Annotated in this window: 11 protein-coding genes; 10 read left to right on the top strand and 1 reads right to left on the bottom strand. The window is 29.6% G+C overall.

The annotated features are described in order from the left end of the window. Positions 1 to 62: 62 nt before the first annotated feature. Positions 63 to 1,076 (top strand): LicD family protein, encoded by a 1,014-nt coding sequence (locus OTK55_RS03170; protein ID WP_274870548.1) that lies wholly within the window; start codon positions 63 to 65, stop codon positions 1,074 to 1,076. 2 nt (positions 1,077 to 1,078) lie between these two features. Here OTK55_RS03170 and OTK55_RS03165 read toward each other — a convergent pair whose 3' ends face one another. Further along, complete coding sequence (locus tag OTK55_RS03165; protein ID WP_274870547.1) at positions 1,079 to 1,693, bottom strand: class I SAM-dependent methyltransferase; 615 nt, start codon at positions 1,691 to 1,693, stop codon at positions 1,079 to 1,081. Between the two features lie 536 nt (positions 1,694 to 2,229). Here OTK55_RS03165 and OTK55_RS03160 point away from each other — a divergent pair. The 9 genes from OTK55_RS03160 (at position 2,230) to OTK55_RS03120 (ending at position 13,866) form a co-directional block, all read left to right on the top strand. Beyond that, positions 2,230 to 3,228 carry an NAD-dependent epimerase/dehydratase family protein gene (locus OTK55_RS03160; RefSeq protein ID WP_407652415.1) on the top strand — a complete coding sequence of 333 codons (999 nt, stop codon included), beginning with the start codon at positions 2,230 to 2,232 and terminating at the stop codon, positions 3,226 to 3,228. A 116-nt stretch (positions 3,229 to 3,344) separates the two neighbouring features. Continuing rightward, entirely contained in the window at positions 3,345 to 4,574 is a 1,230-nt protein-coding gene (locus tag OTK55_RS03155) for a glycosyltransferase (protein ID WP_274870546.1), read from the top strand. A 43-nt stretch (positions 4,575 to 4,617) separates the two neighbouring features. Continuing rightward, positions 4,618 to 5,754: a glycosyltransferase gene (locus OTK55_RS03150; protein ID WP_274870545.1), complete on the top strand. Its 1,137-nt coding sequence runs from the start codon at positions 4,618 to 4,620 to the stop codon at positions 5,752 to 5,754. After that, positions 5,751 to 6,929: a glycosyltransferase family 4 protein gene (locus tag OTK55_RS03145; protein WP_274870543.1), complete on the top strand. Its 1,179-nt coding sequence runs from the start codon at positions 5,751 to 5,753 to the stop codon at positions 6,927 to 6,929. The genes OTK55_RS03150 and OTK55_RS03145 overlap by 4 nt, the downstream gene beginning before the upstream one ends. Positions 6,930 to 7,055: 126 nt before the next feature. Further along, entirely contained in the window at positions 7,056 to 7,748 is a 693-nt protein-coding gene (locus OTK55_RS03140; RefSeq protein ID WP_274870542.1) for a glycosyltransferase family 2 protein, read from the top strand. Positions 7,749 to 7,825: 77 nt separating this feature from the next. Then, the gene (locus OTK55_RS03135; protein WP_274870541.1) at positions 7,826 to 8,980 is read left to right on the top strand and encodes a glycosyltransferase family 4 protein; all 1,155 of its coding nucleotides are present in this window, start codon (positions 7,826 to 7,828) and stop codon (positions 8,978 to 8,980) included. A 181-nt stretch (positions 8,981 to 9,161) separates the two neighbouring features. Continuing rightward, positions 9,162 to 10,280: a glycosyltransferase family 4 protein gene (locus OTK55_RS03130; RefSeq protein WP_274870540.1), complete on the top strand. Its 1,119-nt coding sequence runs from the start codon at positions 9,162 to 9,164 to the stop codon at positions 10,278 to 10,280. After that, positions 10,277 to 11,470, top strand: coding sequence for a glycosyltransferase family 4 protein (locus OTK55_RS03125; RefSeq protein ID WP_274870538.1), 1,194 nt, complete (start codon positions 10,277 to 10,279; stop codon positions 11,468 to 11,470). The genes OTK55_RS03130 and OTK55_RS03125 overlap by 4 nt, the downstream gene beginning before the upstream one ends. A 20-nt stretch (positions 11,471 to 11,490) precedes the next feature. After that, positions 11,491 to 13,866, top strand: a complete 2,376-nt coding sequence (locus OTK55_RS03120; protein WP_274870537.1) for a DUF2206 domain-containing protein — start codon at positions 11,491 to 11,493, stop codon at positions 13,864 to 13,866. Positions 13,867 to 13,870: the final 4 nt, after the last annotated feature.

Raw genomic sequence — 13,870 nt, 5'->3', positions numbered from 1 at the left:
TCTTTATATAATTTAAAAAAGATAAAATTAATACTAGACAAAAATTGTAGGAGAAAAAAGATATGGTTCCAGTATTATCTAAATTATACCAAATATTACCAGAAAGCATAAAAAATCATCCACGTATGATTGAATTAGTACAGCGGTTCAACAATAATAACAAATTTAGGGAAATAGATTCTCATTATAAGATGTTAGATATGATTTTTGCTAGTTGTGATATAAAAGCGACGGGTGTGATGAGACAAATCCAATTATTATCACTAGAACTACTTAAATTATTTGATAATATCTGTAATAAATATGATTTAGAATACTGGCTAGATTATGGAACTTTACTTGGTGCTGTAAGACATGGTGGTTTTGTTCCATGGGATGATGATATAGATATTGGAATGATACGCGAGGATTATGATAAATTCGTTGAGATATTTCCACAGGAAATTGAAAAGCTTGACAGTATAAAAGATAACATAATTATATCTAAACTAACAAGACCACACGATAATTTAGAAGATACTAATGAATTAGATGCTTTAAATAACAATACATTTATACTATTCTTCCAATGTGCATATAAAAAACCATTTGTTCACTTTGATGTATTTCCTAAAGAGTATATAAAAGATGAAGGACTTACACCAGAACGTAATAACTTAGAAACAGAATTACAAGTAGAACTAAGAAATAAGATAGAAAGTGGTGACTGGACATTTGAGGAAGGTCTTGAAGTACAGAGAAATAAAATGAAATTCTGTGATGAGAGAACAAACCAGATTTCAGATGCTGTTGATGGTTTACATAATAATATTCATAATAGAATATATAAAACAGAATATGTTTTCCCACTTAAAAAAATTAGATTTGAACACTATGAGTTCTCTTGTCCAAATAACTACAAAAAATATCTGCCTCTAATCTATGGTCCAGAATATATGCATATTCCTCGTATAGCATTAGACCATAATACTACAGGATTTGTTAAAAATCAGTTTAATAATAATGAAGAAGAGATTAATCAAGGATTTGAGGAAGCAATACAAAAATTAAAAGATATAAATGAAAATTTTAGATAAATTTATTTTTGTGCAACAATCCTAATTAACATAGGATCATCATCTTTATATACTGCCAATCCTTGACTTTCTAATTGATAGATTATTTTTAATCCACATTTTTCTATCTTGTTGATTGTGTCTTCTAAATTCAAATATCTACGATAATGAGTTGTTACATTTTCATTATCACTTATTTTTTCGCCTTTTTGAAACATGGGATCATTAATACTACGTACTTCTAAGAAAAAGTAACCTTGATCTTTAAGATTTGAGCCTATCCATTTTAATACTCTAGATTCTGCTTCTTCATTAATAGAATGTAGTGTAAATCGTGAGTATACATAGTCATATGATTTATCAGAATTTAAGCGAGTAAAGTCATCTGCTTTAAAATCAAGATTATATAAACTATATTTATGATTTAAATAATCCATTTCTGATTCTACTTGGTCAATAGCTGTCACGTTTAAGTTATTTTGAGCAAAAAATACACTGTCCCTACCATTTCCACAGCCTAATTCTATTAATGAATTTCCTGGATGTAAAAATCCACTTGTAAATCTAGCAAATGTAGATGGTTCTACAGGGTTAGGATTCTTTTTGTAGTATTGTTCCCAGTAAGATTTATCATTCATAAATACTTATATGCATATTAGGATATATAAAGATTTATTTTTTCATATAAATTGAACAGATGTGCAAAACACTTCTGAAATAAGCCTTAATTAACCTTATTCTTATTAAGATGTTTAAACAAGACATTAAAAGTAATAACAGAGATAACTATTGAAGATAATAGAATTGCCATGCTCATATGACTAGAAAAGTTTAGTAGTGCAAATCCAAATATATGTAGCTAAAACAAGGAACACTATCTAACAAAATATACTGATTAGGTTTACTGTCCTAAATAAAAAGATAATACCCTAATCTCCCTTCTTAAAAAAGAAGAAGTACCTATTTTTATTTATTTGAATAATCCTATCAATAAATTAATTTTATATAAAATAGGTCAGAGAATAGTTTAATTAATTTATTACTTCCAATATTTTTTTATTTTTATATATAGGAAAAACTATTTTAAAATTTAAATAAAACTAAAAAGAAATATAATTCTTAATAGAGATTAATAAAAATTTAACATGATATATAATAATATAAGGAGATAAAAATGATTGATGTTGCTAGTGCATATGAAGACCAGACTATATTAATAACAGGAGGAGCAGGCTGTGTTGGAAGTAATTTAACAAAAAAGCTTGCAGAATATAATCCTAAGAAAATTATTGTATTAGATAACTTATCCTCAGCATATACATGGAATATACCAAAATTAGATTGTGTAGAATTCATAGAGGGAGATATATGTGATGATCAGGTATTAAAATGGGTATTCAAACAAAACCCTGATTATGTATTCCATTTAGCAGCACACTTTGCTAACCAAAATTCAGTAGACAAACCAGAGTTAGATTTAAAAGTAAATGGGCTAGGTATATTAAAAGTATTAGAATATGCACAGTTAACTGGAGTAAAAAGATTTGTATACTCTAGTAGTGGATGTGGAGTTTATGGATTAGAATCAAAAATGCCATTTGAAGAACATGACATTAGTATTAGTTTACACACACCTTACCAGGTTACTAAATTATTAGGAGAATTATACACAAACTACTTCCATAACCTATATGATTTACCAATTGCTAATGCTAGATTTTTCAATGTGTTTGGACCAGGAGAAGTTCCAGGAAAATACAGAAATGTTATACCAAACTTCATGTATTGGGCAATGAACGGTCAAGCACTACCTATAACTGGAAATGGTAGTGAAACACGTGATTGGACATATATAGATGACATACTTCAAGGATTAACAAGATTAGGAGTTGTTGAAGAAGCAATAGGAGAATCAATAAATCTTGGTTCTGGAGTAGACCATAGAGTAATTGATATGGCAAATAAAGTTAATGAATTATGTGGTAATGAAGCAGGAGTAGAATATAAGGAACGTAGAAATTGGGATGCTAAAAATAAACTCCTATCTTCAATAGATAAAGCAAAAAGAATTCTAGATTACAAACCACAACATACCTTCGAAGAAGGACTTGAAAATACACATGAATGGTTTGTAGAAAACTGGGATAATATACAAAAAAGTGCAGAATTCTAATTAAATAAAATAGATTCTAACCACCTACTTAAACACCCTTTTTATCTTTTTAATATCAAAAAATTTATTTGAAGAAAAAATATAATAATAATTCCACAACGAAATGGTGATGAAAAATGAAAATATTAGTAGTGCAGGAATCTGACTGGATTAAAAGAAATCCTCATCAACAACACCACTTAATGGAATTACTAGGTCTAAGAGGACATACTATTCGTGTAATAGACTATGAAGTAGATTGGAAACTTGATAAAAAAGATTCTGAATATAAATATAAAAGCCCAAGACAAGTTTTCGAACATTACAAGAAAATATATAACACAGATAACGTTACTGTAATTAGACCACCATTAATTAAATTACCTGTACTAAATTATTTTTCAGTACTATATTATCACAGAAAAGAAATAAAACGCCAAATTAAGGAATTTGAACCAGATGTTATAGTAGGATTCGGAATATTAAACGCAAATATAGCTGCAAAAGAAGCTAAAAAAGCAAATATTCCATTTGTATACTATTTCATAGATGTATTATATAAATTAATTCCAGAAAAACATTTCAGAGGACTGGGTAAACGTATAACAAAGAATACTATAAAAAGATCATCATACGTGCTAACAATAAATAGAAAACTCAATGAAACAGCAGTGGAATTAGGTGCTAATCCACATAAAATGAGTATCATTGGAGCAGGAATTAACTTAAACCAATTCAACTACAAAAAACATAATGGATACAAAATACGTCAATTCTATAACATTAAAAACAATGATATAGTATTATTCTTCATGGGATTCCTATACAACTTTGCAGGACTTAAAGAATTAGCACTAGAACTAGGAAAAAACAAGGAAAAGTATCCTAATATAAAAATAATGATAACTGGTGATGGGGACGCACTCGAAGCACTAGAACTAATCCAGAGGAAATATAAATTAGAAGACCAGATGATATTAACTGGAAGGCAAAAATACAAGTTAATGCCTGATTTAATAGGAGCAAGTGACATCTGTATATTACCGGCATATAAAGATGAGGAAATAATGCAGGATATTGTACCAATAAAAATCTATGAATACATGGCGATGAAAAAACCAGTTATAGCAACAAGACTTCCAGGATTAGTAGCAGAATTTGGAGAAAGAAATGGAATAGTCTACATTAATACACCCGAAGAAGTACTTAAAATAGTACAACAAAAATTCACAAACAAACGCGAAATAATAAACGTAGGATCTGCAGGATACAACTTTGTAAAAAGTAATGATTGGCGTAATCTTACATTACAATTTGAGGGTATACTTGAAGACATAGTCTTGGATATTCTATTAAAAGATATATAACATTAAACTCCTCATTTTTAACCATTTTTTTGAGTGATATTACATGAACATATTACAAATTATTCCCTACTTCTCATTTACAAGAGGTGGCGATGTAAATGTATGTTATAATTTAACAAAGCAACTGATTAAAAAAGGACATACTGTAACCATACTAACCACAACCATGGACTATAATAAGGAAGATACTGATAAAATACCAAACCTTACAATGGTACCATTACCATACGTATTTAACTTAGCATTATTTATTTACTCTCCAAAAATCAAATCATGGCTTAAGGAAAATATTGAGGAGTATGATGTAATACATCTCCATGAACTCAGATCATACCAGAATAATATAGTAATTAAGTACGCAGAGAAGTATAACATCCCCTATGTATTACAGCCACATGCTTCAACACCGAAACACATTAGCAAATCATTCATCAAGAATGTATATGATAAATTATATGGAAACAAGATAATGCAAAACGCTAGTAGTGTTATAGCAGTATCTGAAGAAGAAGCATATTATGATAAACGGATGCATGCAAAAGATATAGAATTAATATATAATGGAATGAATATTGAAGAATATAATCAACTACCACCACAGGGAACCTTCAGAAACAAACATATTAATGCACCCTACATTCTGTATCTTGGAAGAATGGATGGATTAAAAGGAATAAATCATTTAATAGAAGCATTTTCATTATTACCTGAGAAATATTCAGAATATAAACTAGTAATAGCTGGAAAAATAACTAATTATAAAACAGTACTAGATAAAATAATAAATGATAAAAAATTAGAAAACAGGGTCATATTTACTGGATTTATAAAAGAAGAGGATAAAATAAGCATATATCATGATGCTGAAGTATTTGTAAATCCTGTCAAATATATGGGTGGCGTGTCAATAACAGTATTTGAAGCATTACTATCAGACACCCCTGTAATTGTAACACCTGAATCGGGAGAATTAATAGAAAAAATAGGTGCAGGTAAAATCATTGAATATGGTAATATTGAACTGTTAAAGACTGCCATGATAGAGTCTCTTGAAGATAAAGAAACCACGTCCACAGAGATTAGAAAAGGTCAGGAATATATTAAATCTAATCTACAATGGAGTACTGTTTCAGATAAAATAATATCAGTATATGAAAAAGTAATAGGAAAAAGACAATGAAAAAAATACTATTAATCTGTCATGATATACCTTCCATGACTGTAGGAGCAACATTACCTTTCTATCATCTGATAAGAAACATGGAAAAAGATTATGATATCCATTTAATATCCTTTGATTCAGGTAAATACAATATTAGCGAACTTGAAGAATATCTTAGTGATTATGATACAATTGCAATTCCAGAATATTTATCAGTTAAAGATCAATTCATATATACTCTTAAAAACATGATATCATTAGATAACTTACATACACGTAGCTTTATGAACTACTATTATCATGAAAACATGAGTAAACTGATAAAAAATACTTTAAATGAATCATATGATGTTATAATTACAGATATGCCTATGGCATTCTATGTTAAACGTGTAAATATTCCTAAAATAGTGTATGCATTTGACGCTGTTAGTAATTATAATTATAACATGTATCAGAAGGCAAAAGGCATCTACTCTAAGATTTATTGGTATTTAAACTACTTTAAGATTCATAGATATGAAAAAACATACAATTGTTTTGATTCATGTATAGTTGTTAATGAAAAAGACAAGGAATTATTGGAAAAATATATTCATACGCCAATTGAAGTCGTTGCTAATGGTGTAGACACAAATTATTTTAAAAATAGTGAAGCTCAATCAGAAAAAAAATTAGTATTTCTTGGAGATATGAGTACACCACCAAATAATGATGCTGTAACGTATTTTATTAATGAAATTTATCCATTAATTCTAGAAAAGGAAACTATTCCCTTTTATATTGTTGGACGTAACCCTTCTACTTATATTAAAAGTTTAGAAAAGGATTCACATATAACTGTGACAGGTTCTGTTGAAGATGTTAGAACATACTTGAAACAGGGCACAATATTTATAACACCAATGGTTTCAGGTACTGGAATAAAAAATAAGATTCTTGAAGCTATGAGCATGAATTTACCAGTTGTATCAACAACAAGAGGTATAAGTGGAATAGATGCTACAGACGGAAAAGAATTTATATTAGCCGATGATGCAATTACCTTTAAAAATTCTGTTATAGTATTAATCCACAATGATAAGCTTAGAAATAGGATTTCAGATAATGCCCGATTATTTGTTGAAAAAAATTATTCATGGAAGAGGGCAACACATAAAATAGAAAAGATAATTGATGAAATAGTAATATAACTTAAAATAATTAAAAACATTCTAATTATATATTAATAAAAACATAAATAATATAATATATACGTATTTTTTTAGAATTAATATAACATTAATTCATAGGGGTAACTAGTTAAGGATTGTCGAAATATGAAAGTTTCATTTGTAATACCAGCTTTAAATGAAGAGGGAGTTGTAGGAAAAACTATACGAAGTATTCCTGTTAAAGAAATAGAAGAAGCAGGATATACTGTTGAAATAATAGTGGTTAACAATAATTCTACAGATAATACAGCTCAAGAAGCAAGCGATGCTGGTGCAACAGTATTTTTAGAAGAGAAAAGAGGATATGGTAATGCATACCTACGTGGTTTCAAGGAAGCTACAGGTGATATTATAATAATGGGTGATGCTGATGGAACCTATCCTTTAGAGCAGTCAATGGATTTCATAAATTATCTTGTTGATGATAACTGTGATTTTGTTATTGGTTCACGATTTGATGGTACTATTGAGGATGGTGCTATGCCTGCATTACACCAGTACATTGGAAATCCATTATTAACCAAGATGTTAAATATTTTATTCCACTCAGATTACTCGGATACTCATTGTGGAATGCGAGCTTTTACAAGAGAAGCATTAGATAAAATGGACTTAAAAGCACCCGGAATGGAATTTGCTATAGAAATGGTTATTGAAGCTAGTGAAAAAGGTTTGCATATAAAAGAAGTACCTATACGTTATAAAAAGCGTGGTGGTGGAGAAGCCAAACTCAGTTCATTTGATGATGGATGGAGACATGTTAAATACATGTTAACCCGTAAATTTGGCAAAAATTAACATAATAAACACCTTTACTTACCACCTAATTTTTTTATAAAGAATCTTATTAAATATATACTTTCAGGAGCTTATCGATGAAAATAGCATTAATATATGATACTGCCTATCCATGGGTTACTGGAGGAGCAGAACGTAGAATTTATGAAATTGGAACTCGTCTTGTGGTTCGAGGACATGACGTTCATATTTTTTCTCTAGGCTATTGGATGAATACCAAGGAATATGCAGGACAAGAAGTTATAAAATATAAGGGAATAACATACCATAGTTTGGGAAAACCAATGGATTTATACACTGATAATAATACTAGGTCTGTTAGAGAGGCATTATATTTTGCTAGACGTGTATTAAGTGCTAACTTTGATGATTTTGATATAGTTGATTGTCAGGGTTTTCCATATTTTTCATGTTATACCAGTAAAATTAAAACATTTATTAATGAAACAAATCTTGTTATCACATTACATGAAATATGGAATGATTATTGGTATGAGTACCTGGGTAAAAAGGGATTCATTGGAAAGATTGTTGAGAAAGGACTTCTTCACTTAACTGATAATGTTATATGTGTATCAGAATTAACATATGATAACATGATACAGAACAGTAATCCTTCTAACGCTTGTATTATTCCAAATGGTGTGAATATTAAGGATATTGTCTACATTGATCCTAGTGATACTTATTGTGATGTATTATATGCGGGTAGATTGATACCTGAGAAACATGTGGATCTTCTCATTGATTCTATTGATATAGTTAGAAAGAAACATCCTTATGTTAAATGTTTTATTGTTGGTGAGGGACCATCAGAGGATGCTCTTAGAAAACAAGTGTCAGATTTAAATCTTGAAAATAATGTTTTCTTCAAAGGCTTTTATGAGGATCAGCGAGATTTATATAAGACTTTGAAAAGTTCATCTCTGTTTGTTTTACCATCACTTAGAGAAGGTTTTGGAATAGTTGTTATTGAAGCTAATGCTTGTGGTGTTCCTGTTGTTACAGTGAATGCTCCTATGAATGCTTCTAAGGATTTAGTGGTTCATCAAAATGGATGGGTCATTAATGATAACTGTGAAAATCTCGCAAAGATTATTAATCAATGTATTTCTGAGGGTATTCCTCATCAAATGCGAAATAAATGTAGAGAATTTGCTAAAAAGTATGATTGGAATCATATAACTAGTTTAACTGAAAATTATTACTATGATATTGTTAATAAGACATGATTCTCTTATTTATATCATTTATCTATTTTTTATTAGATATTTCTACTATTTTTTTTATAATTAAGGATAAATCTATTAAGTAATTAAGCTTATATATTATATTAAATCTAAATTCATGGAATATGAATAATTAGTGTATAGTTATTCTTTTTAATTTATTACTTTTAGGAGAGGTTACACATTGAAAGTTTTACAAACCCCCGTACGTTTTTATCCCTTTATTGGTGGGGTGGAGCAGTATGTTTATTATATTTCCAAAGAATTGGTGAAGTATGATGATTGTGATGTTACAGTTATTTGTGCAAATGAACCAAATAATGTATCTAAAGAACAGTATAATGACATAAATATTATACGTCTTAAATATTCTGGAAAAATTGCTAATACAAACATAACGTTATCACTTCCAAATGTTCTTTACAATGAAGACTTTGACATTATTCATACACATATACCCACACCTTGGAGTAGTGATTGGAGTAACATCATAACCCGAATAAAAAACAAGCCACTTGTAGTAACATATCATAATGACATAATAGGAACAGGAGTAGCTAACACAATAGCAAATATATACAACAAAACAGCACTAAAATTCCTATTGAACAAGGCAGACAAGATAATAATTACACAAGATGACTACATACAATCACCACATCTACAAAACTATAAGGATAAGATAGTAACAATACCTAACGGAGTAGATACAGTACTATTCAAACCTCAGAATACTAAACGTCAAAAACACCAAATATTCTTCCTAAGCGTATTAGACAAATTCCATAAATATAAAGGATTAGACTACCTTCTAAGAGCATTAGTTAACGTAAAAGTAACAATACCCGATATTAAACTCATAGTAGGAGGAAAAGGAGAACTACTTGAATATTATCAGGAAAAAGTAGAAGAAATGGGATTAAAAGATAATGTCGAGTTTAAAGGATTTCTAGAAGATGAGGAAGTAATAAATTACTATACAACATCTGAATTATTCATATTACCATCAATATCATCTTTACAGGAAGGATTCGGAATAGTAGTACTGGAAGCCCTAGCATGTCAAACCCCCGTTATCAGTACAAATATTGTAGGCGTTGCAGATGATGTTATTAATACAAATAGTGGTATAATAGTACCACCCAAAGATGTTGACGCTCTAACAGACGCCATAATAGAAATACTATCAAATCCAGAATTACAAGAAAAAATGGGATATGCAGGAAGAAAACTAGTACAAGAGAAATATGAATGGAAAAAAATTGCCCATGAAATACACAGCTTATATGAGGAGTTACTATGAAAATATGCTATATAACTAATCTATATCCGCCAACAGTACTGGGTGGAGCAGAGATAGTTGTAGAAAAAACTGCTCTGGAAATGGTTAAAAAGGGTCATAAGGTTATTGTCATTACCACTAGTCCGGATTATGAAGAACACTTCATAAAACATGAAAATATCCGTATTTATCAGATAAATACTACAAAATTATACCCCGTATACAGACAAACAGAGGTTAGTGGTATTAAAAAGCCTTTATGGCATATTTATGACCTTTGGAACAATGATACATTAAACAGGATAGAGAAAATACTACAGGATACAGATACTGATATTATTCATATTAACAATTATAAAGGATTATCTTTATCTTGTTTCAAAGCTGGAAAGGATTTAGGTATTCCTGTTGTATTTGAATCACATGATTTCTCATTAATATGTCCTAGGGCTAATTTAATACGTGGAAATAACACATTATGTAAAAAAAGAAACCTGATATGTGATATATATGTTGATAAACAACGTAAACTATTATCAGACAATGTGGATTTATTAATATCTCCATCACACTTCATGATAGAAAAATTTAAAGAAAATCAATTCTTTAACAATACACGCTGTGTAAAAATACCTTTAGGTGTAGAATATACTAATCACAAATCAGCCAAGACCTATGATATAATAGATATAACATATATTGGTACACTTGGAAAACATAAAGGTGTACATACCTTAATTAATGCATTTAAAGAGATACCTAATTCAAATATCAGATTACACATCATAGGTAAAGGTTATGATGAGGAAGAGTTCAAACAAAGAGCACAGAATGATAAAAGAATCATATTCCATGGCTTTGTAGATAACAATTCCATAACAGAGTATTATGATTCTTCTAATATTGTTATCATTCCATCAATATGTTATGATAACTCACCACTTGTCATTTATGAAAGTTTTAGTACAGGAACCCCTGTTATTGGCAGTGACATTGGAGGAATACCCGAGCTTATCATAGATAACTATAATGGATTATTATTTGAACCAGGAAACAGTGCAGATTTAAAAGATAAAATATTGACTATAATTAATAATAATGTATTACTCAGACGATTAGAGGATAATGCTGCTTCAACATTACCAGAAAATTCTATGAAGATAATGACAGACAGAATGATTGAAGAATATAAAAAATTATTAAGGACATGAATATTATGAAAGTTCGAAACATGTTTACATTAAATGACTGGAAATTTAATGAATTTGCGGCTGTAATTATATTAGTCCAGGTTTTAATGTGGATTGTAGGTATAGCTGCCAATAATAGTATTCATATACCTATCTTTAATGATATTATAACATTATTATACATAGGATTCATACCAGGTATAATAATTTTAAGAGACCTTAAGCTACATGATCTTGGAAACACTTTTACTACTCTGCTTAGTGTTGGTTTGAGTATAATATCTGTGATGTTAATTGGTTTATTCATGAATCAGGTATATCCTTGGTTTGGAATAGCTCATCCAATAGAGACTATACCATTACTGGTAACATTCACAATATATAACATGGTATTGCTAGTGATATCATACTTTACTGATAGGGATTATTATCATGAAAGTAGTTCAAAGTTAAGTTTTGAATTATTAACATCAAATCAATTCCTTTGTATTTGTCTGTTACCCTTAATTGCTATTATAGGTGCATATACTTACCAGTACTATGATAATAATAGCATTCAAATATTATTATTACTTTGTATATGTGTTGTAGTTTTAGCTATGGCTTGGGGTTACTTGAAAAAGGAATATTATCATTTAGCAATCTTCAGTATTGCAATATCTTTATTATATTATAGTGTTTTAATATCTAACCATATATGGGGATATGACATATTCTTCGAGTACCAGTTTGCTACATATGTTATAAAGAATGGTATATGGGATTATACATGGCCACACGCCTATAATGCTATGTTAAGTGTTGTGATGTATGCTCCTATATATAATAAATTATCTGGAATGACGTTAACATGGATTTTAAAATTCATTTATCCATTTCTATTCTCATTAATAAGTATGGGATTATATAAGATATTTGCAAAACACACAGGAAGTAAAGTGGCATTCCTCGCAGCATTCTTCTTCATAGCCTACAATGGGTTTTCATATGGTTGGATGGTGCAAATGGCACGTCAGCAAATCGCTGAAATATTCCTTGTGCTTCTAGTATGGCTGATGATAGATAGACAAATTCCACAAAACAAGCGTAAACTATTATACCTCTTGTTTGGTGTTGGATTGATTCTATCACATTACAGTATTACATACCTATTCATGTTCATGTTACTTACTACTATCATAACATTAACATTACTACATAGCAGTTTTGGTAATATACTAAACACTATCTTGATTAAATGTGGAGCTCAACGTAAATACTTTGGTAAATATTTCAAAACAAAGGATCAGACAATAAGTTTACCCTTGTCATTGTTTTTCATTGGATTTATCATAGTGTATTATTCTCTTACCGCAGACAGTAAGCCAATAGCTTCTTTATTTGATGCTTTAAAGATAGTTAGTGGTAATGTTAAAACATTAACCGTCTCAGGTGCTGTCCATCCTATGCTTATATTAGCAGGTATTGGGTTAGTTATCATAATAGCAGTTGTTGGATATAAAATATTTAAGAAAATATCCAAGGATATTGACCCAGAGGATATAACATCATATCCTAGAATACATGATAGCATTGTTAAATTAACTAATATGAGTCTTAGAAGAAAACAGGGCATAATTGTATTAATCACTGTGCTTGTGATTCTTCATATTTGGTGGCCATTCAGATTCATGAATATTGTTAGCATTAATGCTCAGAGAGTAATTCTCTTATCAGTATACTTCATTATTGTAGGATTTGTAATGAATCTTATAAAACCTAAGTATTATCATTTCACAAGAGAATATAATGCATTTGCAGTATTTAACATGGTTATACTTGCATGTGGATTATTCATACCATCATTCAGAGGTCAGCTTAGTCTACAGAGAATTTATGAGGTAACATTTGTGGTTCTTGCACCATTCTGTGTAATAGGATTATATTACATATGTAACTCTGCAATAGGATTCATTAAATCAATGAGCTTAGAACAAAGGAATAAAAACATATTTAAAGTCATAGGATTATTTATGGTAGTATTCTTCATATTGAACACTGGTTTAATAGATTTAGAATTAGGACAAAGCTCTACACTACCATTAGATAGCTCAATTGATGCTCCAATATTTAGTCAAGGTGAATATGCAGGAGTAGCATGGTTTAGAGATTACCGGGTGAATGACAATGACACAGTATTCTCTGATGCATTTAGTAATATACTATTATACTGGCTTAATGATATTAGAACAACAAATCCTAAGAATATGTCGGATATGCAGCCAGGTAGTTACCTGTTCCTGCGAGATCATAATATTAAACATTCAACATTCCTCTATGGTAATGGAGAATACATACCAATTTATGAAGGACTTGTAAAGTCAAGTAAAATATATGATAATGGAGATTCACAGATATATAAACGAGTAATACCATAAATGG

Origin of the sequence: Candidatus Methanosphaera massiliense, assembly GCF_028890305.1 — an archaeon.
Classification (GTDB): domain Archaea; phylum Methanobacteriota; class Methanobacteria; order Methanobacteriales; family Methanobacteriaceae; genus Methanosphaera; species Methanosphaera massiliense.
The sequence above is the reverse complement of the archived record's forward strand: the minus strand, read 5'-3'. Positions and strand labels throughout refer to the sequence as shown.